The organism is Streptomyces sp. NPDC048416, from assembly GCF_043200435.1.
GTDB lineage: Bacteria > Actinomycetota > Actinomycetes > Streptomycetales > Streptomycetaceae > Streptomyces.
In genome coordinates, this window is record NZ_JBICXU010000031.1 from 24,201 (window position 1) to 50,785 (window position 26,585).

Here is a 26,585-nt window from a genome sequence, read left to right on the forward strand (position 1 = left end):
TGAGGAGCGGACAGGCATGAAGACCGTACGGCTCCTCCTCGCGGCCGCGACCGCGACCGCCCTCCTGCTGCTCGGCTCGGGCGCAACCGCGGCAACCGCCTCCCCCGCCCCCGGCGCCGCGGCGGCGGGCTTCCCGATCGTCTTGCAGAACAACACCCATGGCGCGTACGCCGACGCGCAGATTTATGTCACCGTGCTCGGCCAGATCACCCCCGGCCAGTGGTCGTACCTGAGGCCCGACGGGACGACCGCCCACATCAACCACCTCGACGCGAACGCGCCGGGCCACCTCACCAAGCACGGCGTGAACTACCCGAACATGTCGTTCACGCTGGCCCAGGTCGGCGGCCGGGTGCCGTCGCCGTCCTCGATCCGCGGCGGCCGGATCTACCTCTCGCTCGGCTCACCGCTGTACATCCCGGTCTCGCCCGACGACCAGGGCTGGGGCGGCCCCGACCCCAACAACCCCTCCGACCCCAACAACGACGTCTACTACGACTGGTACGAGTACACCTTCGTCAACGGGCAGGCGGCGTACGGCGGGAACACCACCCAGGTCGACCAGTTCGGCTTCCCGATGACGGCGCGACTGCGCCAGAGCTCCAGCGGTTACGACACGACCCGGGGCATCGCCACGTCCCGTGCCGAGGTCATGGCGGCGTACGCGGCGGGCGTCGGGGCGGCCTTCAAGCCGCTCCAGTCCACCTACCGGATCGTGGCTCCGCGCTCGGCCGCCGCCTTCCCCGCGGACTACCTGACCGCGGCCATCAACCAGACCTGGAGCTATTACGGCTCCCATCCCTTCACGCTCAGCCTGCCGGGCGAGACGTTCTCCGGGCACGTCGCGGGCGACACCCTGACCTTCACCAGGAACGGGGCCGGTCCCTTCACCCTGCACCGGCCGACCTCTCGCGAGGTCATGGCCTGTTCGGGGGCGCTCGCCTCGGGCGGCGACGTGGAGAAGCGGCTCGGCGCGGAGTTCTGCGCCGCGTTCAACCGGGGCGTGGCCCAGAACACCGCGCTGTGGCACACCCCGTCCGCCTACTACCAGGGCGCGACCCCGAAGAACGACTACGCGGGGTTCTTCCACACGGTGGGCCTCGCGGGGCGCGCGTACGGCTTTCCCTACGACGACATCGACGACCAGTCCTCGGTGCAGATCCTGGGCAACGCGAACCCGCCGACGGATCTGACGCTCTCGATCGGATGGTGAGGAGGCCCCTGAGCTCCCGAGCCCCCCGGCTCCCGAGCTCTCCGGCTCCCGAGCTCTCCGGCTCCCGAGCTCTCCGGCTCCCGGGCTCTCTAAGTCCCGAAGTCCCGGGGTCCCGAAGTCCCAAGGTCCCGGGGTCCCGAAGTCCCGAAGTCCCGGGGTCCCGAAGTCCCGAAGTCCCGGGGCCCCGGGTCCCGGCACGACGCGAGGGGCCCCGCCCGGCAGCAGTGCCGGGCGGGGCCCCTCGGACGTTCTCCCGGGCTCAGTCGCCCTGGATGATCGCGATGATGTTCAGCATCTCGCGGTAGATCCACACCAGGGTCAGCGTGAGGCCGAAGGCTGCGAGCCAGGACTCCTCGCGCGGCGCACCGTAGGCGATCCCGTCCTCGACCTGCTTGAAGTCGAGGGCGAGGAAGCACGCGCCGAGGATGATGCCGATGATCCCGAAGAGGATGCCGAGGCCGCCGCTGCGGAAGCCGAGGCCGTCACCACCGCCGAAGACCGCGAAGAGCGAATTGGCGATCATCAGCAGCAGGAAGCCGATGGCCGCGGCCATCACATAGCCGTAGAAGCGGCGGTTGACCCGGATCAGGCCGGTCTTGTACGCGATGAGCACACCGCCGAAGACCGCCATGGTGCCGAGCACCGCCTGCGGGACGGCGCCCGCCGCGACGTACGTCGTGACGAGGCTGCTGATCACGCCGAGCGCGACGCCCTGCGTGGCGGCGTACGCGAGGATCAGGGCCGGGACCGGCTTGCGCTTGAAGGCCTGGATGAGGCCCAGGACCAGGGAGACGATGCCGGCCGCGAAGGCGATACCGATGGACGTGCCGAGGTGGTCCCTGTCGACGGGCAGCATCACCCATGCCAGGACCGCGCCGACGATGACCGTGCCGAGCGAGATCGCGGTACGCGTGACGACGTCGTCCATCGTCATGACGTTGCCGGCCGGCGCCTGCGGGACGCCCTGCTGTGCGTACGGATTCGTCGCGTACGGGTTGGCGGGGGCCTGCGCGTACGGGTTGCCCCCGGCCTGCGGCTGCTGCGCGGTGTTGAAACCGGCGTAGCCGTTGTCGCGGCTGAAGCCCCGTCGCGAGAAGACCGGGTTGCTGCTCCTCATCTCACTCCTCCATGGCCACCGTGCGCGGCCTTGCCGTCCAGGGTAATGGGCACGCAAAGAAACCGGCGTACTGCCTAGGGAGGATCTTCACTCGGCGCGGAAGGGGCCGCAAGGCCCACCGGCCCGACGCGCGGGAGCCGAAAACGAGTGCCCGCGGAAACTGGCTGTTTCCGCAGGTCACCGTATGTAGTCGAGGAGGTGCCCGGAGCCGGACTTGAACCGGCACGGCCCGAAGGCCAGCGAGGTTTAAGCTCGCCGTGTCTGCGTTCCACCATCCGGGCCAGGGCGCGCGGCTCCGCGTTTCGCGGGACGCGCCTAGCCCGACGCATCCCCCGAACAGCGGAACAACCATCCGATGTTGTCTTATTTTATTGACGCCTGAGGGTGCGTCAGCACAGCTCGGAGCGGTGTTGGCACATGCCGGAGGCGGTTGGCAGGGCGTATCGGCCACCCCGATATGCGGATATGGAATGACGGAAAGTCGATGCCCGGACACGCCCCGCACCGGATGCTGGCCCGTCCGGGCGGAGTCCGCCTGGAGCGACGCTCGGGGCCGCGCCGATCGCGGCGCGCCTCAGGGGCGCCGTCATACCTCAGGAGGACAGGGAGGGTTGTCCCGTCCGACTCAAGAGGGCCAGGGAACGGGCACAGGGGCTGACGATGCGGCGCCCGGTTGCGGCGAGGATGGAGACGTCCCCGAAAACCGCTCGACAGGAGTACCTCCGTGACCACCATCCCCACCGCACACCGCGCGACCGCGGTGGCCGCCCGCGCCATCGAGCTGTCGAAGGTCTACGGCACGGGCGAGACCCAGGTGGTCGCCCTCGACCAGGTCACGGTCGACTTCCGCCAGGGTGAGTTCACCGCGATCATGGGTCCTTCGGGCTCCGGCAAGTCCACGCTGATGCACTGCGTCGCGGGTCTTGACTCCTTCAGCTCCGGCTCGGTCCGCATCGGTGACACCGAGCTCGGCTCCCTCAAGGACAAGCAGCTCACGCAGCTGCGCCGCGACAAGATCGGCTTCATCTTCCAGGCGTTCAACCTGCTGCCGACGCTGACCGCCCTGGAGAACATCACGCTCCCGATGGACATCGCGGGCCGCAAGCCCGACAAGCAGTGGCTCGACCAGGTCATCGCCATGGTGGGCCTGGCCGACCGGCTGGGCCACCGTCCCACCCAGCTCTCCGGCGGCCAGCAGCAGCGCGTCGCCGTGGCCCGCGCGCTCGCCTCCCAGCCGGAGATCATCTTCGGCGACGAGCCCACCGGAAACCTGGACTCCCGCTCCGGCGCCGAGGTGCTGGGCTTCCTGCGCAATTCGGTGCGTGAGCTCGGGCAGACCGTCGTCATGGTGACCCACGACCCGGTCGCCGCGTCCTATGCGGACCGCGTCATATTCCTCGCCGACGGGCGGATCGTCGACGAGATGCTGCGGCCCAGCGCGGATGGGGTGCTGGACCGGATGAAGGCGTTCGACGCGAAGGGCCGCACCAGCTGACCCCGAGCCGCCAGGGGCTGTGCCCCCGAACCCCCTTGGCCGGTTGTGCCCTCACCGGGCGCCCTCCAGGGGCGCGGGGAACTGCGCGCCCAGTCACGCACGGCCCGCAGCCGGAATCCGGCCCGGGCCCCGCCCGCACCCAGGCCCGCCCTCACCGCGCCGACGTCGTCGTACCTCACCAGGACTGAGAAACCCCATGTTCAAAACCGCCCTGCGCAACGTGCTCGCGCACAAGGCCCGGCTGTTGATGACGGTGCTCGCCGTCATGCTCGGCGTCGCCTTCGTCTCCGGCACGCTCGTGTTCACCGACACCCTCGGCCACGCCTTCCGCAACCAGTCGTCCAAGAGCTACGACAAGGTGGCCGTCGCCGTCACCACGTACGCGAGCGCCGACGACACCGACCGGGAATCCGGCGTCAGCAAGCAGACCCTCCAGAAGATGGAGAAGCTCGACGGCGTCGCCTCCGTCACCGGCCGGCTGGACGGCTTCGCCGGTGTCGCCGGGACCGACGGCAAGCTGATAGGCCAGGGCTGGGCCAACAAGGGCGGCAACTTCGCCCCCGGTACGGACGGCAAGGACCCGGCGTACACCTTCGCCCAGGGCTCGGGCCCCGTGCGGGACGACCAGATCGCCCTCGACAAGGACACCGCGTCCAAGGGCGAGTACGCGGTGGGCGACAGCGTGCGGGTGGCCACCAACGGGCCGGTCAGGACGTACAAGCTGGCCGGCATCTTCACCACCGAGGACGGCGCGGTCAACGCGGGCGGCAGCCTCGTCCTGTTCGACACCGCCGTCGCCCAGAAGCTCTACCTCAAGCCCGGGTACTTCCAGAACGTGAGCGTGGCCGCCGCCCCCGGCGCCGACGCCCAGAAGATCCTCACCGAGATCCAGCCGCTGCTCCCCAAGGACGCCGACGCCAAGACCGGCCAGGCGCTCGCCGACGAGGAGGCCAAGAACATCGAGCAGGGCCTCAGCGGCCTCAACCAGACGCTGCTCGGCTTCGCCGGCATCGCGCTGTTCGTCGGCATCTTCCTGATCTCCAACACCTTCACCATGCTGGTCGCCCAGCGCACCCGTGAGCTCGCCCTGATGCGTGCCGTCGGCGCCTCGCGCGGCCAGGTCCGCCGCTCGGTGCTCGCCGAGGCGCTGGTGGTCGGCGTCATCGCGTCCGCGATCGGATTCGCGCTCGGCATCGGGCTCGCGACGGGGCTGCGGTCCGCGATGAGCTCCTTCGGCGCCAAGCTGCCGGACGGCCCGCTGATCGTGTCCGCGACGCCGGTCATCGCCGCGCTCGCCGTCGGCGTGTTCGTCACCCTGGTCGCCGCCCTGCTGCCCGCCTGGCGCGCCGCGAAGATCCCGCCGGTCGCCGCCATGAACAGCGTGCACGGCGTGGCCACCACCAAGTCCCTGGTCGTACGGAACTCCATCGGCGGGGTGATCACCCTTGCCGGTGCGGCCGCCATCGTGTCCGGTGCCGCCGCCGGCAAGGACGGCAAGTACCTCATCGGTCTCGGCGCGTTCCTCGCCCTGGTCGGCATCATCATCCTGATCCCGCTGCTGTCCCGCCCGGTCATCGCCCTCGTACGCCCCGCGCTCGGCAAGGTGTTCGGCGTCTCCGGCAAGCTCGCCAGTCAGAACGCGGTGCGCAATCCGCGCCGCACCGGCGCCACGGCCTCCGCGCTCGCGATCGGCCTGACCCTGGTCACCGGCCTGTCGGTGCTCGGCGTCACGGTCGGCACCGCCATCGACAAGATGACCACGGACAACATCAAGGCCGACTACATGGTCCAGATGGCGGCCGGCGGCTCCGGGCTCGACCAGGAGGTCGTCTCCTCGCTGCGCAAGGCGCCTGGCGTCTCGGCGGTGTCCCCGAAGCAGTCCTCGTACCTGAAGCTCGGCGACACCGAGCAGTCGGTGGCCGGCGTCACGCCCGGCGACATCGAGAAGGTCATCAGCATCGAGCCGGTGTCCGGCTCCCTCGCCACCCTCGGCCAGGGGCGGATAGCCGTCGACGACAAGACGGCCGCCCAGCACGGCTGGAAGACCGGCTCCGAGATCCCCGTCGAGTTCGCGGACAAGAAGAAGGGGCAGGTGACGATCGGCGCCACGTTCAAGGAGAACGAGTTCCTGGACTCGGTCCTCGCACCGACCAGCCTCCTCGACCCGCACCAGACCAAGCCCTACATCCCGCAGATCTTCGTCAAGACCGACGGCGGCGCCACGAGCGCCAACGAGAAGGCCCTGGTCAGCGCGCTCGGTGACAACCCGGCGATCAGCATCATGGACCAGCAGGACATCCGCAACGAGTTCGGCGGCATGATCAACACGCTGCTCAACATCATGTACGGCCTGCTCGCGATGGCCCTGATCATCGCGGTCCTCGGTGTCGTCAACACCCTGGCGATGTCGGTGTTCGAGCGCCAGCAGGAGATCGGCATGCTGCGGGCGATCGGTCTCGACCGCCGCCGCGTCAAGACCATGATCCGCCTGGAGGCCGTCGTCATCTCGCTGTTCGGCGCGGTGATCGGCATCGGCCTCGGCTCCTTCCTCGCCTGGGCCATCGGCCAGACCATCAAGGGCTCGATCCCGGGCTACGCGCTGGTCATGCCGTGGGACCGGATCGGCGTCTTCCTGCTCCTCGCGGGCCTGGTGGGCGTGCTCGCCGCGATGTGGCCAGCCCGCAGCGCCGCAAAGCTGAACATGCTGACCGCCATCAAGACCGAGTAGGCCCAACGCACGGTTCGCGTACGGCAGTCGAAGGGCCCGGGAGGCTGTCCTCCCGGGCCCTTCGGCGTTACGCGGTGCGGCCGTGCTCAGTTCCAGGTGCGGGCCCGCAGCGGCATCCCCGACGCCCCGCCCACCGGCGTCTTCACCGCGAGGATCTGGTTGACGCCGATCCGGTTGCGCTCGAAGGAGATCGCCGAGGCCGCCATGTAGAGGCGCCAGATCCGCGCCCGGCCGGGGCTGGTGTACCGCACGGCGCGGGCCCAGTCGGACTCCAGGTTCCGCACCCACTGACGCAGCGTCAGGGCGTAGTGCTCACGGATGGGTTCGACATCACGGGCCTCGAACCCCGACTCCTCAAGGATGGCCAAGGTGCGGCCCAGCGGCGCGAGTTCGCCGTCGGGGAAGACGTACGCGTCGATGAACTCGTCGATGTGGTACGCCGATTCGTCGCGCTCGGGGCGCCGGGCGATCTGGTGGTTGAGCAGCCGGCCGCCGTCCTTGAGCAGCCCGTACAGAAGGTCCGCGTACTCCGCGTACCGCGCCGAGCCGACGTGTTCGGCCATTCCGATCGACGAGATCGCGTCGAACGGGCCGTCGTTGACGTCGCGGTAGTCCTGGACGCGGATCTCTATGCGGTCGGTGAGCCCTTCTTCGGCGATGCGCTTGCGGGCGTACGCGGCCTGTTCGCGCGAGAGCGTGATGCCGACGACGCGGGCGCCGTACTCGCGGGCCGCATGGATGGCCATCGAGCCCCAGCCGCAGCCGACGTCGAGCAGGCGATCCCCCTCCTTGAGGGCCAACTTGCGGCAGACCAGGTCGAGTTTGTCGCGCTGGGCCTCGGCCAGGGTCGACTCCGGGCCCTCCCAGTACGCGCACGAGTAGACCATCGACGAGCCGAGGACCAGCTCGTAGAAGTCGTTGCCCACGTCGTAGTGGTGGCTGATCGCTTCCTTGTCGCGGCGCTTGGTGTGCGTGCGCCCGCTACGGCGCCGCATCTCCTCGGCGGGCGGCGCCGGCGGGGGCAGCGCGCCGCCCAGCTTCACCAGCGCCTTGGCCGCGGCCCGCAGTCTCGGGTCGCGCACCGGGTGGACGGCGTCCTCGGGGGCGTCGTCGCGCTCCCAGATGAGACCGGCCAGCCGGCCGAGGGCCGCGTACAGATCGCCCTCGATGTCGATCTCCCCGGCCACCCAGGCCCGGGCGAGCCCCAGCTCACCGGGCTTCCACAGCAGGCGGCGCAGCGCGCGGCGATGGCGTACGACAAGGACCGGTGCGCCGGGCGGCCCCGCCTCGCTGCCGTCCCAGGCGCGGATCCGTACGGGAAGGGGCTCTCCCAGCAATTCCTCGGCTAGAGCGGTCAGCCGCAGCGCCGCGTCGGCCATGGTGCGCACCTCCGTGCCTCGCAGAAATGTCTCAGCACCCCGCTCAACAGTGCCCGGGCGCGAGGCAATCCCGCTACCGCGCATGGGCGCGCCAGGGTGTCTGTATACACCATCTTCCTGGCCGGAAACCGCCCTTCACGGCGTGTGCGCCCCGCGCTCCGACGGCGGTCGAAGACCCCGGGCACGCCGAAGGGGCCGCCCGCACCACGGATGGCGGACGGCCCCTTCGGGGTGGAAGTGGATGCTGCTAGGACGCCTTGGCCTTCGCCTCGGTCTTCTCCTCCGCCTTGACGGCCGGAGCGGGGGCGGGCTTGGCCGCCTCGTAGAACTCCTCGCGCGGGGTCTCCATCGCACCGAGGGAGACGACCTCGCGCTTGAGGAACATGCCGAGGGTCCAGTCCGCCAGGACGCGGATCTTGCGGTTGAAGGTCGGCACGGCGAGACCGTGGTAGCCACGGTGCATGTACCAGGCGAGACGGCCCTTGAGCTTGATCTTCATCTTGCCCATGACGATCATCGCGACGCCCTTGTGGAGGCCGAGGCCCGCCACCGCACCCTTGTTGGCGTGCGCGTACTCCTTCTGCGGGAAGCCCCGCATGCCGGAGACCACGTTGTCGCCGAGGACCTTGGCCTGACGCAGCGCGTGCTGGGCGTTCGGCGGGCACCAGGCGTTCTCCACACCGGCCTTGCGCGAGGCGAGGTCGGGGACCTGGGCGTTGTCGCCCGCGGCCCAGATGTAGTCGGTGCCGGTGACCTGGAGGGTCGGCTGGGCGTCCACGTGACCGCGGGGGCCGAGCGGGAGGCCGAAGCGGGACAGCGCCGGGTTGGGCTTGACGCCCGCGGTCCACACGATCGTGTTGGAGTCGACCTCAAGGCCGTTCTTCAGCACGACGTGGCCGTCCACGCAGGAGTCCATGGAGGTCGAGAGGTAGATCTCCACCCCGCGGCCCTCAAGGTGCTCCTTGCCCCAGCGGCCGAGCTCGGGGCCGACCTCGGGGAGGATCTTGTCGGCGGCGTCGACCAGGATGAAGCGCATGTCCTCGCGCTTGACGTTGGTGTAGTACTTGGCCGCGTCGCGCGCCATGTCCTCCACCTCGCCTATGGTCTCCGCGCCGGCGAAGCCGCCACCCACGAAGACGAACGTCAGCGCCTTGCGGCGGACGTCCTCGTCCGTGGTGGAGTCGGCCTTGTCGAGCTGCTCCAGGACGTGGTTGCGCAGGCCGATGGCCTCCTCCACGCCCTTCATGCCGATGCCCTGTTCGGCAAGGCCGGGGATCGGGAAGGTGCGGGAGACCGCACCCATCGCGATGACCAGGTAGTCGAAGGGCAGCTCATAGGCCTCGCCGACGAGCGGCGCGACTGTGGCGACCTTGCGGTCCTGATCGATGCTGGTGACCCGGCCGGTGAGCACCTCGGCTCCACGCACGACGCGTCGCAGCGGGACGACGACATGGCGCGGCGAGATACTGCCTGCGGCGGCTTCGGGGAGGAAGGGCTGGTACGTCATGTACGAGCGCGGGTCGACGACCGTGACGGTCGCTTCCGCGTAACGCATCTTCTTGAGAATGCGTCGCGCTGCGTACAAGCCTACGTACCCGCCACCTACTACGAGGATCCTGGGACGCTCCGTGGTGCTCATGCCATCGAGTATCCACCTGCCCGAGGACCCCCGCTCGTGCGCCCCTTCACAAGGTTCGCAGGGGGGTCTGCTACACTGCGCGGCCCACGTGAGCGGGGTCATGGTGTTCAGAGGGAACCACGGGGCCCGGGTGAACGTTGTTCACCCCTTCTGAACTGGCCTGCACCGCCCGGGGCCCGGTGGACCACTGCCGTGGGAAACGCAGGCGCAGCCCACGCGGAACCGTTTGGAATGCCTGCGCGAGGGGCCCTTGAGCCTCGGAAAGCGGTCCCGGGACCAGAAACCTCGGCCCGTGGGCCCCTTTTCCTTGTGAAGAACTTCACGAACTTTCTCCGGTGGCGCGTTCCCGACGCCGCCAGAAGCCCGCGATCAGGCGATCGACCAGGCGATTCCGTCCAGAATGTCGTGCTCGCTGACCACGACCTCGCGGGCCCCGGTGCGCTCCATGACGGCGAGCAGGACCAGCGCGCCGGCGGCGATCACGTCGATCCGCCCGGGGTGCAGCACGGGGATGCGGGTGCGCTCCTCGTGGGTCGAGGCGAGCAGCCGCTCGGTGACCGCGGCGACGTCCTCGTGAGGGATCCGTGAATGATGAATGGCGGCCGAGTCGTACGCGGTCAGGCCGAGCGCGATCGCGGCGACGGTGGTGACCGAGCCCGCGAGGCCGACCAGGGTGCGCGGTCCCGTCAGCGGCACGCTCTGCTCCGCCAGGTCGAGGGCGGCGTCGATGTCGGCGCGGATCGCGGCGATCTGACCGGGCGTCGCCGGGTCGCCGGGCTGGTGGCGTTCCGTCATCCGCACACAGCCGATGTCCACCGAGCGGGCGGCCTCCACGCGCGTGGAGCCGACCACGAACTCGGTGGAACCGCCGCCGATGTCGACGACCAAGTACTGCCCGTCGCCGTCCAGTTCCTTGGTGGCGCCGGTGAAGGAGAACTCGGCCTCCTGGTCGCCGGAGATCACCTCGGGCTCGACGCCGAGGATGTCGAGGACCCCGCGTACGAAGTCGTCCCGGTTCTCGGCGTCCCGCGAGGCGGAGGTCGCCACGAAACGCACCCGCTCGGCGCCGAACTCCTTGATGACCGCCGCGTACTCACGGCACGCCGCGAACGTGCGCTCAAGGGCCTCGGGGGCGAGCCGGCCGGTGCGGTCCACGCCCTGGCCGAGCCGGACGATCGTCATGCGCCGGTCCAGGTCGGTGATCTCGCCGGTGGCCGGGTCCGCGTCGGCGACCAGCAGACGGATCGAGTTCGTACCGCAGTCGATGGCGGCGACGCGCGTCACTTGGCCGCCTCCTCGCCGCACGGCGTCACGCAGGGGCCCTTGGCCCACCACTCGGGCAGCAGCGCGATCGCCTCGTCGCCCAGCGGGTTCACACCCGGGCCCGCCGCGAGCGAGTGACCGACCAGGACATGCAGGCACTTGACCCGGTCCGGCATGCCGCCCGCGCTCGGGAAGCCCTCAAGGACCTCGATGGCGTCGCGGCGCGCGATGTAGTCCTCGTGCGCGGCGCGGTAGGCGGCGGCGAGTTCGGGATCGCTCGCCAGACGCTCCGTCATCTCCTTCATGACGCCGTTGGCCTCAAGGGTGCCGATCGCCGAGGCGGCGCGCGGGCAGGTGAGGTAGTACGTCGTCGGGAACGGCGTGCCGTCCTCCAGGCGCGGGGCCGTCTCGACGACGTCCGGGTTGCCGCAGGGGCAGCGGTGCGCGATCGCGCGCAGACCGCGCGGCGGGCGGCCGAGCTGCTGCTTGAAGGCGGCGATGTCCGCGTCGGTGGGCTCGGTGCGGTCGGTCTGGGGCGGGGGCGTTTCCATGCCTGGGGGTGTCTCTATCGCTAGCGGTGGTCAGTGGGCGGAACGGTCGGCCTTGTCGACGCCGTCCCAGAGGTTGGAGTGCCAGGCGCGGCCGGTCGCGCCCTTGTCCTCACGGTGCTTGGCGGCCGCCTCCGGGTCGACGACGGTGAAGGCGGTCTCCCCGGGGAACTGCATGTGCAGGTGCTCGCGGGCCAGCCGCTCGATGTACGCGTCGTCCTGGAGACGCGCCTTCTCGTCGCGCAGCTTCTCGACCGACTTCTGCGCGTCGGCGGCCTTGCGCCGCTGGTCGGAGATGTCGGCGCGCTGCGAGACGTACTGCCGCATCGGGTAGGCGAGCGCCACGATCAGCGAGCACATCACGAGGGCGAGCAGCGCCGCGCGGCCGGTGAGCCGGGAGCGGCGGGCCTGCCGTCTGCTCTGCGAGCGGTAGACGCGGGCCGCCGTCTGCTCGCCGAGCACCTTGAGCCGGGCCGCGGTGGAGAACCGGTCGCGGTCCTTGACCTTGGCGTCGTTGCCCATCGCTGTCCCGCCTCCCCGTCACACACGTACGTCCCCGGACACGGTACGGGACCGCGGCCGGGGACGTACGGACGACTGGCTAGGGGGTGTCTGGTGGATCAGGGTCGGTCAGGGCGCGGCGCCTGGTGCGGTGCATCGCAAGGCGCCGGAACGTCGTGATAGCGGAGCTATCGGGGCGTTTCGGCAACGCCGCGAGGTGCCGTGCCAGGCGCCGCACCCCCGGCCATGATCCACCAGACACCCCCTAGGGCGTCAGCCGTTGATGCTGCTCAGCCGGTGACGCTGCTCAGCCGGTGATGCTGCTCAGCCCTTGAAGCGCGGGAACGCGGAGCGGCCGGCGTAGACCGCGGCGTCGTCCAGGATCTCCTCGATGCGCAGGAGCTGGTTGTACTTGGCGACGCGGTCCGAGCGGGCCGGGGCGCCGGTCTTGATCTGGCCGCAGTTCACCGCGACGGCGAGGTCGGCGATGGTGACGTCCTCGGTCTCGCCCGAGCGGTGGGACATCATGCACTTGAAGCCGTTGCGCTGGGCCAGCTCGACGGCGTCCAGGGTCTCGGTCAGCGAACCGATCTGGTTGACCTTGACGAGCAGGGCGTTGGCGGAGCCCTCCTCGATGCCGCGGGCCAGGCGCTCGGGGTTGGTGACGAACAGGTCGTCACCGACGATCTGGACCTTGGCACCCAGACGCGAGGTGATGGTGTTCCAGCCGGCCCAGTCGTCCTCGTACAGCGGGTCCTCGATGGAGACCAGCGGGTACGCGGAGACAAGCTCCTCGTAGTACTCGGTCATCTCGGCGGCCGAGCGGGACTTGCCCTCGAACTCGTACGTGCCGTCCTTGTAGAACTCCGAGGCGGCGACGTCGAGCGCGAGCGCGATGTCCTTGCCCGGGGCGTAACCGGCTTCCTTGATGGCCTCAAGGATGAGGTCGAGGGCGGCGCGGTTGGACTCCAGGTTCGGCGCGAAGCCGCCCTCGTCGCCGAGGCCGGTGGACAGGCCCTTGCGCTTCAGGACGCCCTTGAGCGTGTGGTAGACCTCGGCACCCCAGCGAAGGGCCTCGGAGAAGGACTCCGCGCCGATCGGGGCGATCATGAACTCCTGGATGTCGACGTTGGAGTCGGCGTGCGACCCACCGTTGAGGATGTTCATCATCGGGACGGGCAGCAGGTGCGCGTTGGGGCCGCCGAGGTAACGGAACAGCGGCAGGTCGCTGGCCTCGGAGGCGGCGTGCGCGACGGCGAGCGAGACGCCGAGGATGGCGTTGGCGCCGAGCGAGCCCTTGTTGTCCGTGGCGTCCAGGTCGAACATGGCCTGGTCGATCAGGCGCTGCTCGGTGGCGTCGTAGCCGACGAGCTCCGGGCCGATCTGCTCGATGACGGCGAGGACGGCCTTCTCGACACCCTTGCCGCCGTAGCGGTTGGGGTCGCCGTCACGAAGCTCGATGGCCTCGAAGGCACCGGTGGAGGCGCCCGACGGGACGGCAGCACGGCCGGTGCTGCCGTCGTCGAGGCCGACCTCGACCTCGACCGTGGGGTTGCCTCGGGAGTCCAGGATTTCCCGGGCTACGACGACGTCGATGGACGGCACGAGCATCTCCTTCTGGGATGTGACGCTAGATGTGACGCAAGCAGTGCAAGGGACATGCGGGGTCGCTTCGCCTTGCGACAAGAGCCTAACCGGCTCCGGGGCCCAGACCGGCCGGGTGCCCGCGTCCTGGGACGAAAAAGGGCCCAATGGCCTGGATTCCCGGGCAAAGGACCACAACACTACTGCCCGGTAACGGCGAAGCCCCGGCCCGGCGCGTACGGGGGAACGCGCGCCGGGCCGGGGCGGCCTGGGGGTCGGCCGGACTCAGCCGAGGTGGAGCTTCTGGCCCGGGAAGATCAGGTTCGCGTCCTTGACGATGTCCTTGTTCAGGTCGAACACCTTCTCCCAGCCGCCCTTGACGCCGTTGGCGTTCGCGATGGTGCCGAGGGTGTCGCCGGACTTGACCGTGTACTCGCCGTCGCCCTGCTTGACCGGCTCGCTGCGCTGCTCGCTGCGGCTGGCCGGCGCGGACTCGGTGCGCTCGGACTTCTGCGACTTCTGCTGCGGCTGGGCCTGCTTCTTCGGCTTCGAGGGCTTGGCGGCCTTCGAGGAGGAAGAGGACGAGCCGGAGGTGTCCACGTCGGCCTTGGCGCCACCCGACGTCAAGTTGCCGGCGCCGGCGCAGGACCAGGCACCCGGGCCCTGGATGGCGAGCAGCTTCTCGGCGGCGGCTATCTGCTGACCCTTGGTGGCCAGGTCGGCGCGCGAGGCGTACTGGGTGCCGCCGGCGGCGGCCCAGGAGGAGTTCGAGAACTGGAGGCCACCGTAGTAACCGTTGCCGGTGTTGATGGACCAGTTGCCGCCGGACTCGCACTGGGCGACGGCGTCCCAGGTCTGCACGGAGGCGGCGCTGGCGGAGCCGGCCGCCATCAGCGGGGCGGCGACAGCGGCACCGGTGACACCGGCCAGCGTGGCGACACGGACGGCCTTGGACGGGCGGCGGTGCTTGCCCTTGCCGGAAAGCAGCATGGAGTTCTCCTCACCGACGCCTGCGAGGTGAGCTGTCGGGTTCGGGCGTGAGCTGCCCGGCCGAGCGTCGATGCGCCCGTCTTCACCCCAAGCCGTTCTCGGCAGTCCTGTCGAACTGCCGGGCCCGGCACTTACCTTGGGTCCCCCGCTCCTGCCTACGGCGCATAAGCGTCGACTGTTCCCATCGGCCGACGGCAGGATTCGGCGTGCTCGGCTGACGGGGCTCGCGGTGACGAGCGAGTCCGACGAAAACACACGCCCCGCCAATGTTCAAAGACGCACATCGGGGAGAAATCCCCCTTACTTGCGGTTACAGAAGGGATGTTTCCGCAGGTGAGGGGCGGGACGGACGGACCGGGCAGACAGGACACGCCAGTTGAGGCGAAGAGACCCATGTCTCACTTGCACAGAACGGACATACGCCCTCGAACTAACCCTGTTTCGGGGTGGAGTTCGGGGTGGAGTCCGCCGTGGTGGCCGGGGCGGAGCCCGAGGTGGCGTCCGGGGTCGCCGAGGTGGCGCCCGGGGTCGCCCTGGCGGCCGTCACGTCCTTCAGGTCCAGGCTCTGGCCAGGCAGGATCAGGTTGGGGTCGGTGCCGATCAGCTGCTCGTTGGCGTGGTAGAGCGCGGGCCAGCCGCCCTGGACCTTGTTCGCGTCGGCGATGACCGAGAGGTTGTCGCCGGGCCGGACGGTGTAGGCGCCGCTCGCCGCAGGCGTGTTGCCCGTCTCGCGTGAGGCGCCGTCACCTCGCGAGGCGTGCCGTCCCGCGTCGCGGCCGTCCGTCGAGTCGCCCGCGCCGTTCTCGGCGGCGGAGCCGGTCCGGGCGGGCGGCGTCTGCGGCGCGGTGGCGCCCGTGCTCTCCTCCGGCGCCGGCGTCCCGCGGTGCTTGCCGGGGCTCGCCGACGTGGAGGCGGACGGGGTGGCGGACTTGGCCGGCCCGCTCGGCTTCGATGCGTCCGTGGACGGCGTGGCCTGGCCGGTGCCGTCCTGCGTCGGTGTGGCGTCGGGCGTCCCGGTCGCGGGGGCGGTGGGGACGCCCGGGATGGACGGCAGGGACGACGCCGTTCCGTCCGGCGCGTCCGGCACGCCCGGATCGACGTTCGCCGAGCCGCCGCCCTTGGCGAGCCCGGCGCTGGTGCCACAGCTCGCGAAGGCGCTCGGGCCCTTGGCCGTGAGCACGTTCTCGGCGACGGCTATCTGCTGCGCCCGGCTCGCGAGGTCGGCGCGCTGGGCGTACTCGTTGCCGCCGTACACCTCCCAGGTGGCCTGCGAGAGCTGGAGCCCGCCGTACAGACCGTTGCCGAAGTCGGCGCTCCACATTCCGCCGGACTCGCAGGAGGCGACCTGGTTCCAGGTGCCGGCGTCCGCGGCGCTCGCGCCGGTCGCGGCGAGCAGGGGCAGCGCGATGGCGGACCCGGTCACTCCTGCCGCTACGACGAGGGCGGGTGCCTGGCGGGGTCGACGATGCCGTCCATTCCCGGAGCGCATGAAGAAGGCCTTCCGTGTGACTGCTGAGCCGAATGAACGGTGAACGTAGCCGTACTCGAACGCCTGTCACAAGTCGATGGCACCGCGATCACGTAAAAGTCACAGTCTTGACGGTGTGTCAGGTGACGGCGGAATTCCGGTTGTCCGCGGGCGGTGTGAACTCGACCGGCAGGGTGCGCAGTCCACGCATGATGAGCCCGCCGCGCCAGCGCAAATCGTCAGGTTCCACCGCGAGGCGCAGGTCAGGAAGGCGGCGCAGCAGAGTCGCGAGCGCGGTCTGTCCCTCCAGTCGCGCGAGCGGCGCACCGAGGCAGTAGTGGATGCCGTGGCCGTACCCGAGGTGCTGGTTGTCGCGCCGGCCGAGGTCGAGCGTGTCCGGGTCCTCGAAGCGCTCCGGGTCGCGGTCGGCGGCGGCGAGCACGACGAGGACGGGGTCGCCGGCCGCGATGTCCTGGCCGCCCAGTGTCAGCGCCTCGGTCGCGAACCGCCACGTCGCGAGCTCGACCGGGCCGTCGTAGCGCAGCAGTTCCTCGACACCGGTCTCCAGGAGGTCGCTCTCGCCCGCGTCGAGCGAGGCCTGAAGGCGCTCGCGCTGGCCGGGGTTGCGCAGCAGGGCGTACACCCCGTTCCCGATCAGGTTGACGGTCGTCTCGAACCCGGCGAAGAGCAGGATGAAGGCCATCGCGGCGGCCTCGTTCTCGGTCAGGTGCTCGCCGTGGTCGCTGGCCTCGATGAGCCGCGAGATGAGGTCGTCGCCGGGGTTCTCGCGCTTCTTGTGGATGAGCTCGGCGAGGTAGTTGCGCATCTTCTTCACCGAGCGGGCGACGCCACCGCGCGGCCCGCCACCGTGGCGGATCATCATGCCGGCCCAGTCGCGGAAGTCGTCCTGGTCCTCGCGCGGGACGCCGAGCAGGTCGCAGATGGCGTAGATGGGGAGCGGGAAGGCGAACTCATGGATGAGGTCGGCCTCGCCCTTCGCCGCGAAGGCGTCGATGAGCTGGTCCGTCAACTCCTGCACGCGGGGCGCGAATTGGGCCACCGTACGGGGTGTGAACGCCTTGGAGACGAGCCTGCGCAGGCGGGTGTGGTCCGGGGGGTCGATGTTGAGCAGATGCGTCATCAGCTCGGCCTTGCGCTCACCCGGAATGCCCGTCTTGCCCTTGGCGTGGGCCGGCTCGGCGTGATGGGCGGGGTTCTTGGAGAGCCGCTGGTCGGCGAGGGCCTGCTTGGCGTCCCCGTACCGCGTCACAAGCCAGGCCTCCACCCCGCTGGGCAGCCGGGTGCGGTGCACGGGGGCGTGCTCGCGGAGCCAGGCGTACGCGGGGTAGGGGTCGGTGGCGAACTCCCAGGTGAAGAGTTCGGGGGCGGGGGGAAGGGGGGCGTCGTCCTGCACGCCCCGACCGTATCCCGCGCCCGGGCCACCCCCGCCCCACCCCCTGGGGCTCCGCCCCACACCCCGAACGCGCCTTGAGGTCGCTCGTCCTCAAACGCCGGACGGGCTGAGGATGCGCATGCGGGCCCGCACCCAGCAGCCAAGGAGCGCAACCAACACCCTGTCGCTCCGCCCCACACCCCGTTCGCACCTTGAGGTCGCTCGTCCTCAAACGCCGGACGGGCTGAGGATGCACATGCGGGCCCGCACCCAGCAGCCAAGGAGCGCAACCAACACCCTGTCGCTCCGCCCCACACCCCGCCGCGCCTGAACGGCGCTCGTCCTCAAACGCCGGACGGGCTGAAGATGCGCATGCGGGCCCGCACCCAGCAGCCAAGGGGATCCGCCGCCTGGGGCGACTCGCTGACGCTGTTCGGACTGCCGCCCAACCCGTGGGTCGGTTTGGCCTTCCTCGTCATGGCCGGCGCCGCCGACACCGTCTCCGTCACGATGTCCTGTCGCAACGCCTGGGACACGTGCAAGCGCTTGACCTGCGGCGTTGCCGGACGGTTTGGGGATCCGGGCTCCTGGCGCTCTCCACCGGCCGGCTTTTGCGGACGTCGCGTCTGCCGTGGACGCGGCGTTGACGCGCGCGTGCGTCAGGATGCCGGCGTGAAGGGGACCTGTCCCGCTCCTGAGCTCACTCCTCCGGCTCGGCTGCCACGATGCCCAGCAGTCCAGGAAACCGCTGTTCGATGTCGGCCCGGCGCAGGCCTGCCATCCGGCTGTTGCCCCGGTCGACCTGCCGGATCAACCCGGCCTCGCGCAGTGCACGGAAGTGGTGCGTGACGGTCGCCTTGGAGACCGGCAGCCCGAAGGAGCTGCAGGTCCGCGCCGTGCCGTCGGGTTCGGCCGCCAGCTCACGCACCACTCGGCGGCGCAGCGGATCTGCCAGCGCGGAGAGTACGGGGCCGAGCTCGATCTCCTCAAGGCTCGGGTGGCCTTCACCGTCGGGCATTCGGGACACCTCCCTTCAGGTAAGGATTGCATCGTACCTACGAGTTCGGTAGCGTCCGGGAGGTACGAGATTGATTGTACCTATCGGAGAGAACCCGCATGCCTCAGCCATTCGCACTCGTCGGCATTGCTCGCCCCAAACCCGAACGCGCCGAGGAGTTGAAGCAGCTTCTGCTCTCGTTCGTCGAGCCGACCCGGCAGGAGTCCGGCTGCCTGGAGTACCACTTCCACGAAGATCGCAACGACCCCGGCGTCTTCGTCTTCTACGAGGCCTGGCGCTCCCAGGCCGATCTCGACGCCCACCTTGCCCTCCCCCACATGCAAGCCTTCTGGGAGCGGCGCATGGACTACCTGGAGACCGACCTCGACGTCCGCTTTCTCACCATGCACAGCCCCTACCGGTCGGCCGGCCGGACTGGGGCGCGGTCTCTGGCGCCCCAGTGACGCCGCGCCGATCTTGAACGTTCCAACCGGCGCCGTGGTGACAGCTGTCTCGCCCAGCCACCGGAACTGCGCAACCAGCACCCTGGCGCTCCGCTCCACACCCCGCCGCGCCCGTCCGGCGCTCGTCCTCAAACGCCGGACAGGCTGAAGGTGCCCATGCCGGCCAGCACCGGGCAGCCAAGGGGCGCGGGGAACTGCGCAACCAGCACCCTGGGGCTCCGCCCCACACCCCGCCGCGCCTGAACGGCGCTCGTCCTCAAACGCCGGACAGGCTGAAGATGCCCATGCCAGCCAGCACCGGGCAACCAAGGCGCGCGAGGAACTGCGCAACCAGCACCCACCGGGCCGCACGTAAAAACGAATGCAGATTCAGGGGCGCGGGGAACTGCGCAACCAGCACCCTGGGGCTCCGCCCCAGACCCCGCCGCGCCTGAACGGCGCTCGTCCTCAAACGCCGGACAGGCTGAAGATGCCCATGCCAGCCAGCACCGGGCAACCAAGGGGCGCGAGGAACTGCGCGAGCACCCCCCACCGGGCCGCACGTAAAAACGAACGCAGATTCAAGGGGCGCGGGGAACTGCGCGACCAGCCCCCACCGGGCCGCACGTGAAGGCGAACGCAGGTTCAGGGGGCGCGGGGGCGTCCAGGGTTACTCCGTCGCGCGGATGGCCTCGCGGTACGCGCGGGCCGCCGCGCGCAGCGCTGCCTCCGGGTCGGCGCCCGCGGCCTCCGCCTCCACCGCGAGGGCGAGCAGGCGGTACCCCACCCCCTCCCCGGAGGGGAGCGGGACAGCGAGGCCCGCCGTGCGCGCGCGGGAGGACAGTTTGGCCGCCAGGGCGAGCGCCGGCTGCCCGAGCGGCACCCCGTCCGTCACGGACGCCCGCTGCTTCTCGACCGCCTTCATCCGCCGCCAGTGCTCCGCGACCTCCTCCGGAGTGTCCGCCCGTTCCGAGCCGAACACATGCGGATGCCGGTGGATCAGCTTCTCCACGATGCCGCCCGCGACGTCGTCCACCGAGAAGGGCTCCTCCGCGTCCTCCTCGGCGATCCGCGCGTGGAAGACGACCTGGAGCAGCACGTCGCCCAGCTCCTCGCGCAACTCGTCGCGGTCGCCCTCCTCCACCGCCTCGACGAGTTCGTACGCCTCCTCAAGGGCGTACTTGGCGAGCCCCTTGTGTGTCTGCTGCGAGGACCACGGGCACTCGCGCCGGATGCGGTCCATGACCTGGACGAGGTCGAGCAGGCGCGCGCCCGGCAGGTCGTAGGAGCCGGGCAGCAGCTCAAGGTTCGGCATGCTCACGCGGCCGGAACCGGCGAGGCGGGCGAGCCCGTCGGTCAGGCGCCGGTCGCCCTCGCCCGAGACCAGCACCACCACGGTGCGACCCCCGGCACACGTCTCGACCAGCTCCCGCGCGTCCGGCGCGGACAGTTCGGCCTCGACGCCGGCCTCGCGCAGATACGGCAGCTGCGGGTGCCCCGCATCGGGGCACAGCACGAGGTCGGCGCCGCGCAGGGTCTCCCACGCGGGCCACGACAGGAGGCCGGGGGCGACCCGGTGGCTCGCCGTGAGCAAAACGATTCGGCCGGGTTCTTCGACAGCAGTCACCCGTCGAACCTACCCGCTGGCTCAGCCGGTCGACGCGGAGTCCCCCGGGTCGTCCTGCTGGTCGGGGGCGGCGCCCTGCCGGCCGTCGGGGGCGGCCTGCGGCCCGGCCGGCTGCTTGGCCGTGGCGATCCACGGCGCCTGGTGGTCGGTGAGCTGGATCTGGTTCGTGTTCCAGCTGCCGTACCGGGGGTTCACGTCCACATGAAGGTCCTTGGACGCCTTGACCAGGACGGGCAGCAGGTCCTGCTGCGTCCGCGCGCCGATCTTGACGGCCAGCTTCTGCTCCAGGACCTGCCGCTGTACGTACGCGTCGATCTGGCCCGGCGCGAGCCCGCCGTTGGTGAGGGCCTGCTCGCGCAGCTGGTCCTCACCGCCGGCCTGCTGGACCATCGCGGCCCGCGCGTCCTGGACCTCCTTGCGGCTGACGCCCACCCCGGCCTGGTCGGCGGCGCGCGCGAGGACCCGGTCGAAGATCATGTTGCTGAGCTTCACCTTGCCGAGCTGGCCCGAGTCCTTGATCAGCTGGGCGGACTGCGGCGCGTTCTGCTGGGCCGTCCGTACGTCCTTGACTTCGGCCTGGAGCGCGGAGACCTCGATCCGCTGCCCGCCGACGACGGCCGCGGCCCCCGGATGGGCCGTACTGCCGCACGCGGCCAGGAGGGGACCCGCGGCGAGCAGGACGACGGAGACGGAGAGCGCGGTACGACGACGGCGGTGCAAAGGAGCCTCCCGGCGGAGCAGATACGTGCGGCATGGCGACGAACCTTGCTAAGACCTTGCGGTGATCGATGGTAGGCAGTCGGCGTGGCCGGGGCCACTGATTCGCCCAACGATTCGCGACCCCCATCGGTCGCGGGGGTGACGCCGGATGAAGCCGCGCCGTCCATCGCGTGAACTGACGTCCGCACCCGCCGTGTTGCCCCGGGCGGTCCGGCATATTCGACGGCAGCGCACAGCAAAGGACCCCGATGCCGACCATGCCGACCCTCGAAGCCGCTCCCGCCCCGCCGGCGGCCCCGGCACGGACCCCGGCCGCCCGCCGCCCCCGCACCCGGGCCGCCGCCCTCTCCGCACTGATCACCCTCATCGCGGTGTGCGGCGCGGACGCCGTCGCCGGGGCGATCCCGCTGGGCCCGCTCCAGCGCCACACCCGCAGCATCAACGACCTGGGCAACCAGTTCGTCCCCTTCCACGCCCATCTGTGGGACCTGCTGCACGGCCGCGCCGAGGGCGGGCTCCTCCTCAACTGGCAGTCCGGGTACGGCACTTCGTTCCTGCCCGATCTCGGCACGTACCTCAGCAGCCCCTTCGCGCTCCTCGTCGCGCTCTTCCCGCGCGACCGGATCGACCTCGCCGTGTACGTCATCACCGTCCTCAAGACGGCCTCGGCGGCGATCGCCATGACGGTGCTGCTGCTCGCCCTGCGTCCCGCGGTGCGCCACCGCTGGGCGGCGGGGGTGCTCGGCGCCGCGTACGCGCTGTGCGGCTGGTCGGTCCTGGAAGCCACGTACAACCCGATGTGGCTCGACGGCCTCATCGCCTTCCCGCTGCTGTGCCTGGTCGGCCACTGGGCCAGGAACCGGCGGCGGCCGGTGCTCGGCCCGCTGGTCGTGGCGCTCGCCTGGACCGCCAACTTCTACACCGCGTACATGGCCACGATCGGGGCCGGTCTGGTCCTGCTCCTCCTTCTGTACGTGGACCGCGACGCGGACGCGCGCGGCCGGACGCGGACGGTGCTGCGGGCCGGGCGGTCGGTCGTGATCGGCATCGGGCTCTCGGCGCCCGTCCTGTTCACCGTGTATCTGGGCACGAAGCACGCGCACCCGGGCTGGGTGCGGGAGTTCGCGCCGGTGTCCTGGCCGGACTACCTGGCCCGCACCCTGCCCGGCACGTACTCCTTCTCCTCCCCCGCCGTCTTCCTCGGCACCGGCGCGCTGCTCCTGGCCTGCGCCCTCGCCTTCCACCGCGCGGTGCCGCGCCGCGAGCGGTACGCCTGGTCCGGCCTGGCCCTCGCCGTCGCGCTGTCCTTCCAGTTCAAGCCCACCCATCTGGCCTGGCATGCCTTCGCCACCCCCAACGGCAGCCCCTACCGCCAGACGTTCGTGCTGTGCGGCATCCTCGTGATCGCCGCGTGGATCTGTCTGTCGTACGGAGTCCCCGGGCGTCGCGCGCTGCTCGGCGGGAGCGGTGTGCTCGCCCTGATCGCGGTGGGCGCGGCCTTCAGCGAGCTGATATCGGCGTGGACGTACCCCCTGCTCGCGGCGGGTCTCGCCGCCGTGGTGGGCGGTCTGCTGCTGGCCCGCAGGGGCCGGCGCGGACTCACCGTCGTCGCGCTCGCCCTGCTGGCCGGGGCGCAGATCGCGCAGGCGGGTGTCACGCAGGCGTACGGGGACAAGGGGCGGGCGGCCCGCATGGACGGCTATCCCGCCTGGGGCCCCGCCCACACCGAGCGGGCCGCACTCGGATCGCGGGCCTCCGCATGGCCGGCCTCGCGCACCGACCCCGGGCAGCGCCAGATCACCAACAACGACCCCCTGCTGCTCGGCGGGGAGGGCGGCGCCTACTACTCCAGCCTCACCCCCGAGGTGCTGAACCGTACGATGACCGCGCTCGGCGGCGGCTGGACCTCGCGGGGGCGGGCGCTCCAGAGTCTGGACAATCCGGTGACCGACGCGATCTTCTCGGTGAGCGCGCGCGTGCGGGTCGCGGGGAAGGCGGGCGCGCCGGAGCTGGTGCGGGCCGCCGCGACACCGCCCCTGGTCACGCTCCGGCCGTCCGGGCCGCCCCTGTCGTACGGCACCGATCCGTTCCGCAACCAGGAACTCCTGCTCGGCGCCCGCGTCTACACCGTGCGCACCCTCGCCCAGGGGTGCCCGGCCGGCACCGACATCTTCCTGTCCGCGCCCGACCACTTCGGCACCGCACGCCTGGGCGGCGGGCCCGTCGTGGAGATGCGCGGCGGCGCGCCGAGCCGACGGGCCCCGCTGATCCCGTTCGGCCCCTCTGCCGGGCCGGGGCGCGCCTCGCACGTGACCCTGTCGCCCGCCGACCGCTCCGCGGAACTGGGCTGCCTCGACCGGGCGGCCCTGTCCCGCGCGGTCGATCAGCTGCGCACGACGGGTGCGGCCCGGGTCTCGGTCGCGGACAGCTCGATACGCGCCGAACTGCCCGCCGGGGCGCGGGGAACGGCGGTGTTCGCGATGCCGAGGATCGCGGGGTGGACGTGCCGGGTGGACGGCGCGGTGGCGGCACCCGCCGGCGACCATCTGGGCCTGGTCGCCGTCTCCCTTCCCGCCGGCGCGAGGTCGGTGGAGTGCGACTTCCGGCCGCCGGGGCTGCGCTCGGGCTCGCTCGTGGGCGGCGCGTCCGCCCTGGCCCTGCTGGCCGTGGCAGCCTGGCCCCGGCTGCGCCGGGTGCGCGATGCCGGGCGCCCTGCGTAGGGGTGCGGGTTGCGCCCTTGGCGCGGCCTCCGCCGTGGGGGGTGCGGGCCGGCCCGACAGTTCCGGTGCCCCTGTGGGGGCGCGGGGAACGGCGCGGGTGCCCCAGCACGGCCCGCACCCGGAGGCGGGGTTGCCGGGGCTCCGCCCCAGACCCCGGGAGGCACCCCACCCCGCCCCTTCCCGAAACCCTCCGGAGGTGAAAATGAGCCCCTGGGGCTCCGCCCCAGACCCCGTTCGCGCCTGAACGGCGCTCGTCCTCAAACGCCGGACAGGCTGAACATGCCCGTGCCGACCGGCACCGAGTAGTCAAGGGGCGCGGGGAACTGCGCGGGTGACCCAGCACGGCCCGCACCCGAAGACGGGTCGCCAGGCATCGCGGGGAACTGCGCGGGTGACCCAGCACGGTCCGCACCCGGAGGCGGGTCGCTGGGTATCGGGTAGTCAGGGGCGCGGGGAACTGCGCAGAAGGGGGCCGGGCCGCAGACCGGGGCGGGGGCGAGCGGGGCTACGCGCCGCGGAGGTCTCTCTGGTGGGCCAGCGCGCGGCGGAGTTCCGCGGGGTAGGGATGCTGCGCCCCGTACACCCGCTCCGCGTCCCACAGCAGCCCCTGGAGCTGCTGGTGCCCGCCGGCATGGTCGCCCACCGCGAGCAGGAGGTCACCGATCCGGTGCCGGACGGCGAAGGGGCGGGACGGGTCGGTGGCCGCATACAGCGCTTCGAGGCCGGGCAGCACCGCCCGGTACTCCGCCAACGCCCCCGCCGCATCCCCGAGTTGTTCCAGGCACTGGGCCATGTCGTGGCGGAAGTCCAGGGCCCCCGGGTCGGCGGGACCGGCGTCGGCGGCCCTGTCGGCGGCCAGCCGGCGCAGTTCGGGCAGCGCGCGCCGGTACTGGCCGTCGTCCATCAGGGTCGCCGCGTACTGCTTGCGCAGGATCCGTACCACCGGCGAGCGTTCGCCGTGTTCGGCCGCGGCGGCGGGCAGGATCGAGCCGAGGATGTCGACGGCCTGGGTGATGCGGCCCTCGCCGAGCAGCCGTTTGACCTCGTCGACCGCGCCCGCCACGTCGGGCCGCGGCGGGGCCGTGGGCAGCGGCGGCGTCACGGTGACCGGGCCGGGTGCGGGCGTGGCGACGCGGTCCGGCCAGGGCGCGTGCGGGCGCAGGAACGGCCGGGTCGGATCGAGCGGCCCCGCGAGCCCCGAGCCGCCCCGCGGCGGCAGGAGCGGCGCCAGCGCCTCGTACACCTCCTGCGCACAACTCGGCCTGTCCTGCGGGTCCTTGGCGAGCAGCCGCAGCACGAGCGCTTCCAGGGGCTCGGGCACCTCGGGGCGCAGCTCGCGCACCGCGACGGGCGCCTCGTACAGGTGGCGGTGCAGGACGCCGAGCAGGGTGGACCCCGCGAACGGGACGTCCCCGCTGAGCAGTTCGTGCAGCACCACGCCCAGCGCGTACAGGTCGGTGTAGGGGCCGACGGCGCCGCCCATCGCCTGCTCGGGCGCCATGTAGGCGGGCGATCCGATGGGTGAGCCGGTGTGGGTCAGGCGCGTGGTGTCCGAGTCGAGGACGGAGGCGACGCCCAGGTCGAGGACGGTCACCGTGCCGTCCGGCTTCACCATGACGTTGCGCGGCTTGAGGTCGCGGTGGACGATCGGCACGGCGTGCACCGCCGACAGCACCGCGCACAGCTGGGCCGCGACGGCCACCGCCCACGGCCACGGGTAGGGCGCGTGCTCGGCGAGGTGGTCGGCGAGGTCGGCGCCGGCGACATGCTGCATGACGAGGTACAGGTCGTCGCCGTCGCTGCCCGCGTCGTGCACGGTGACGAGCCCCGGATGGTCGACCTGTGCGGTCACCCGGCACTCGCGCACGAAGCGGCGCCGCAGCTCCTCCGCGTCGTCGGCCCGCCCGGCGCCCGCGACGCGGTCGGGCCGCAGGAGCTTCACCGCGACCCGCCGGTCAAGGCGGCTGTCGTACGCCGTCCACACCTGGCCCATGCCGCCCTGGCCGAGGAGCGCCGCCAGCTCGTAGCGTCCGGCGACGACTCGTCCCACGGTCACCGGGTCTCGCCCTCGGTCCCCTTGCGCAAGTACTGCGACAGCTCGTCGAGTTCGGCCCTGACCTGGTCGATCCTGGGTGCGCCCGGGGCGTGCGGCCGCGGTGGAACAGGGGCCCTCGGCGCGGGGGGCATGGGCGCGGACGCCATGGGCGCGGGGGTCATGGGTACGGGCGGCGCGGGGGTGGGCGGTGTGCCCGGCGCCGGGGTGTCGGCGTACGGATTGGCGTACGCCCCGAACCGGGGGGCCGCGCCCGCCGGCATGTGCGGCGGCCCGTATCCGGCGGGCGGGCCGTACGGACCCGGCGCCCGCGGCCCGGCGGCGTGCCGGATGTCGGCGTACAGGAAACAGGCGGTGGTGGCCACGGCGAGGGAGAGCAGACCGATCATGCCGGTGTTCATCCTCGCGTCGTTCTCGTCGCGCGACGCCACGACGAAGGCGAAGAAGAAGACGAACAGGGACAGTTGGGCCCAGAACAGCACCCAGTGCGCCCGGCGCCCGGTCACTATGGCGAGCCGCAGCAGCGCCGTCCACGACAGCAGCCCGCAACTGAGCAGCGGCACCGCCGCGAACAGCACGCGCAGCACCATCGGCGCCGTCCGCGAGGGGCGGGGCTGCGGCGGTCCATAGCCGGGGCCGTGCATTGCTGCTCCTGGAGAACGGGGACGGGCGCGGGGACACGAGCGTATACACCGCCACCGACAACG

21 protein-coding genes, 1 tRNA gene and 1 riboswitch are annotated in these 26,585 nt (G+C 71.4%); of the genes, 5 read left to right on the forward strand and 17 right to left on the reverse strand.

The window, feature by feature from the left end; genetic code table 11:
• The first annotated feature begins 16 nt into the window (after positions 1-16).
• Complete coding sequence (locus tag ACGFW5_RS29055; protein WP_393837272.1) at positions 17-1,213, forward strand: glycoside hydrolase family 64 protein; 1,197 nt, start codon at positions 17-19, stop codon at positions 1,211-1,213.
• 259 nt (positions 1,214-1,472) lie between these two features.
• Here the strand turns inward: ACGFW5_RS29055 and ACGFW5_RS29060 are convergent, their stop codons facing one another.
• Both ACGFW5_RS29060 and ACGFW5_RS29065 read right to left on the reverse strand, forming a co-directional pair.
• On the reverse strand, positions 1,473-2,330 hold the full coding sequence (locus ACGFW5_RS29060) for a Bax inhibitor-1/YccA family protein (protein WP_393837273.1): 858 nt from the start codon (positions 2,328-2,330) through the stop codon (positions 1,473-1,475).
• 199 nt (positions 2,331-2,529) lie between these two features.
• Positions 2,530-2,611 (reverse strand) — tRNA-Leu (locus ACGFW5_RS29065).
• Between the two features lie 443 nt (positions 2,612-3,054).
• Here ACGFW5_RS29065 and ACGFW5_RS29070 point away from each other — a divergent pair.
• Together ACGFW5_RS29070 and ACGFW5_RS29075 are read left to right on the forward strand one after the other, a co-directional pair.
• The gene (locus ACGFW5_RS29070; RefSeq protein WP_393837274.1) at positions 3,055-3,825 is read left to right on the forward strand and encodes an ABC transporter ATP-binding protein; all 771 of its coding nucleotides are present in this window, start codon (positions 3,055-3,057) and stop codon (positions 3,823-3,825) included.
• Positions 3,826-4,021: 196 nt separating this feature from the next.
• Entirely contained in the window at positions 4,022-6,553 is a 2,532-nt protein-coding gene (locus ACGFW5_RS29075) for an ABC transporter permease (RefSeq protein ID WP_393837275.1), read from the forward strand.
• Positions 6,554-6,639: 86 nt separating this feature from the next.
• On the opposite strand, the gene ACGFW5_RS29080 is transcribed toward ACGFW5_RS29075, so the two are convergent.
• From ACGFW5_RS29080 to ACGFW5_RS29125, 10 genes are all read right to left on the reverse strand, one after another.
• On the reverse strand, positions 6,640-7,932 hold the full coding sequence (locus ACGFW5_RS29080) for a class I SAM-dependent methyltransferase (protein WP_393837276.1): 1,293 nt from the start codon (positions 7,930-7,932) through the stop codon (positions 6,640-6,642).
• Positions 7,933-8,179: 247 nt separating this feature from the next.
• On the reverse strand, positions 8,180-9,571 hold the full coding sequence (locus ACGFW5_RS29085) for an NAD(P)/FAD-dependent oxidoreductase (RefSeq protein ID WP_393837277.1): 1,392 nt from the start codon (positions 9,569-9,571) through the stop codon (positions 8,180-8,182).
• 369 nt (positions 9,572-9,940) lie between these two features.
• On the reverse strand, positions 9,941-10,855 hold the full coding sequence (locus ACGFW5_RS29090; RefSeq protein WP_393837278.1) for an exopolyphosphatase: 915 nt from the start codon (positions 10,853-10,855) through the stop codon (positions 9,941-9,943).
• Complete coding sequence (locus ACGFW5_RS29095) at positions 10,852-11,385, reverse strand: DUF501 domain-containing protein (protein ID WP_393837279.1); 534 nt, start codon at positions 11,383-11,385, stop codon at positions 10,852-10,854. The genes ACGFW5_RS29090 and ACGFW5_RS29095 overlap by 4 nt, the downstream gene beginning before the upstream one ends.
• Before the next feature lie 30 nt (positions 11,386-11,415).
• Positions 11,416-11,904, reverse strand: a complete 489-nt coding sequence (locus ACGFW5_RS29100; protein WP_393837280.1) for a septum formation initiator family protein — start codon at positions 11,902-11,904, stop codon at positions 11,416-11,418.
• A 303-nt stretch (positions 11,905-12,207) separates the two neighbouring features.
• A complete protein-coding gene (eno, locus tag ACGFW5_RS29105) occupies positions 12,208-13,494 on the reverse strand; it encodes a phosphopyruvate hydratase (protein ID WP_393837281.1) in 1,287 nt (428 codons plus the stop codon).
• A gap of 258 nt (positions 13,495-13,752) precedes the next feature.
• Complete coding sequence (locus ACGFW5_RS29110; protein WP_393837282.1) at positions 13,753-14,457, reverse strand: transglycosylase family protein; 705 nt, start codon at positions 14,455-14,457, stop codon at positions 13,753-13,755.
• Between the two features lie 2 nt (positions 14,458-14,459).
• A riboswitch (cyclic di-AMP (ydaO/yuaA leader) is annotated at positions 14,460-14,630 on the reverse strand.
• Positions 14,631-14,887: 257 nt separating this feature from the next.
• Positions 14,888-15,946, reverse strand: a complete 1,059-nt coding sequence (locus ACGFW5_RS29115) for a transglycosylase family protein (RefSeq protein ID WP_393837283.1) — start codon at positions 15,944-15,946, stop codon at positions 14,888-14,890.
• Positions 15,947-16,064: 118 nt separating this feature from the next.
• Positions 16,065-17,339 carry a cytochrome P450 gene (locus ACGFW5_RS29120; RefSeq protein ID WP_393837284.1) on the reverse strand — a complete coding sequence of 425 codons (1,275 nt, stop codon included), beginning with the start codon at positions 17,337-17,339 and terminating at the stop codon, positions 16,065-16,067.
• A gap of 679 nt (positions 17,340-18,018) precedes the next feature.
• Positions 18,019-18,336, reverse strand: coding sequence for an ArsR/SmtB family transcription factor (locus tag ACGFW5_RS29125; RefSeq protein ID WP_393837285.1), 318 nt, complete (start codon positions 18,334-18,336; stop codon positions 18,019-18,021).
• Positions 18,337-18,434: 98 nt separating this feature from the next.
• Here ACGFW5_RS29125 and ACGFW5_RS29130 point away from each other — a divergent pair, with 98 nt between their 5' ends.
• Positions 18,435-18,779: a putative quinol monooxygenase gene (locus tag ACGFW5_RS29130; RefSeq protein WP_393837286.1), complete on the forward strand. Its 345-nt coding sequence runs from the start codon at positions 18,435-18,437 to the stop codon at positions 18,777-18,779.
• A gap of 256 nt (positions 18,780-19,035) precedes the next feature.
• Here the strand turns inward: ACGFW5_RS29130 and ACGFW5_RS29135 are convergent, their stop codons facing one another.
• The 3 genes from ACGFW5_RS29135 to ACGFW5_RS29145 all read right to left on the reverse strand — a co-directional run bounded on the left by ACGFW5_RS29135 (position 19,036) and on the right by ACGFW5_RS29145 (position 21,105).
• Positions 19,036-19,179 carry a hypothetical protein gene (locus tag ACGFW5_RS29135; protein WP_393837287.1) on the reverse strand — a complete coding sequence of 48 codons (144 nt, stop codon included), beginning with the start codon at positions 19,177-19,179 and terminating at the stop codon, positions 19,036-19,038.
• Positions 19,180-19,428: 249 nt separating this feature from the next.
• Positions 19,429-20,385: a nucleoside triphosphate pyrophosphohydrolase gene (locus ACGFW5_RS29140; RefSeq protein ID WP_393837288.1), complete on the reverse strand. Its 957-nt coding sequence runs from the start codon at positions 20,383-20,385 to the stop codon at positions 19,429-19,431.
• A gap of 21 nt (positions 20,386-20,406) precedes the next feature.
• Complete coding sequence (locus ACGFW5_RS29145; RefSeq protein WP_393837289.1) at positions 20,407-21,105, reverse strand: SurA N-terminal domain-containing protein; 699 nt, start codon at positions 21,103-21,105, stop codon at positions 20,407-20,409.
• 248 nt (positions 21,106-21,353) lie between these two features.
• On the opposite strand from ACGFW5_RS29145, the gene ACGFW5_RS29150 reads away from it, so the two are divergent.
• Entirely contained in the window at positions 21,354-23,825 is a 2,472-nt protein-coding gene (locus ACGFW5_RS29150; RefSeq protein WP_393837290.1) for a YfhO family protein, read from the forward strand.
• Between the two features lie 505 nt (positions 23,826-24,330).
• On the opposite strand, the gene ACGFW5_RS29155 is transcribed toward ACGFW5_RS29150, so the two are convergent.
• Together ACGFW5_RS29155 and ACGFW5_RS29160 are read right to left on the reverse strand one after the other, a co-directional pair.
• Positions 24,331-25,881, reverse strand: coding sequence for a serine/threonine-protein kinase (locus ACGFW5_RS29155; RefSeq protein WP_393837291.1), 1,551 nt, complete (start codon positions 25,879-25,881; stop codon positions 24,331-24,333).
• On the reverse strand, positions 25,878-26,522 hold the full coding sequence (locus tag ACGFW5_RS29160) for a hypothetical protein (protein WP_393837292.1): 645 nt from the start codon (positions 26,520-26,522) through the stop codon (positions 25,878-25,880). Before ACGFW5_RS29160 ends, ACGFW5_RS29155 begins: the two co-directional genes overlap by 4 nt.
• Positions 26,523-26,585 lie beyond the last annotated feature (63 nt).

Excerpts from the sequence above, each read along its gene's own strand:
- ACGFW5_RS29115 (WP_393837283.1), bottom strand. The coding sequence starts at position 15,946 with ATGCGCTCCGGGAATGGACGGCATCGTCGACCCCGCCAGGCACCCGCC.
- ACGFW5_RS29095 (WP_393837279.1), bottom strand. The coding sequence starts at position 11,385 with ATGGAAACGCCCCCGCCCCAGACCGACCGCACCGAGCCCACCGACGCG.
- ACGFW5_RS29075 (WP_393837275.1), top strand. The coding sequence starts at position 4,022 with ATGTTCAAAACCGCCCTGCGCAACGTGCTCGCGCACAAGGCCCGGCTG.
- ACGFW5_RS29060 (WP_393837273.1), bottom strand. The coding sequence starts at position 2,330 with ATGAGGAGCAGCAACCCGGTCTTCTCGCGACGGGGCTTCAGCCGCGAC.
- ACGFW5_RS29100 (WP_393837280.1), bottom strand. The coding sequence starts at position 11,904 with ATGGGCAACGACGCCAAGGTCAAGGACCGCGACCGGTTCTCCACCGCG.
- ACGFW5_RS29085 (WP_393837277.1), bottom strand. The coding sequence starts at position 9,571 with ATGAGCACCACGGAGCGTCCCAGGATCCTCGTAGTAGGTGGCGGGTAC.
- ACGFW5_RS29055 (WP_393837272.1), top strand. The coding sequence starts at position 17 with ATGAAGACCGTACGGCTCCTCCTCGCGGCCGCGACCGCGACCGCCCTC.
- eno (WP_393837281.1), bottom strand. The coding sequence starts at position 13,494 with ATGCTCGTGCCGTCCATCGACGTCGTCGTAGCCCGGGAAATCCTGGAC.
- ACGFW5_RS29110 (WP_393837282.1), bottom strand. The coding sequence starts at position 14,457 with ATGCTGCTTTCCGGCAAGGGCAAGCACCGCCGCCCGTCCAAGGCCGTC.
- ACGFW5_RS29130 (WP_393837286.1), top strand. The coding sequence starts at position 18,435 with ATGCCTCAGCCATTCGCACTCGTCGGCATTGCTCGCCCCAAACCCGAA.
- ACGFW5_RS29160 (WP_393837292.1), bottom strand. The coding sequence starts at position 26,522 with ATGCACGGCCCCGGCTATGGACCGCCGCAGCCCCGCCCCTCGCGGACG.
- ACGFW5_RS29080 (WP_393837276.1), bottom strand. The coding sequence starts at position 7,932 with ATGGCCGACGCGGCGCTGCGGCTGACCGCTCTAGCCGAGGAATTGCTG.
- ACGFW5_RS29150 (WP_393837290.1), top strand. The coding sequence starts at position 21,354 with ATGCCGACCATGCCGACCCTCGAAGCCGCTCCCGCCCCGCCGGCGGCC.
- ACGFW5_RS29125 (WP_393837285.1), bottom strand. The coding sequence starts at position 18,336 with ATGCCCGACGGTGAAGGCCACCCGAGCCTTGAGGAGATCGAGCTCGGC.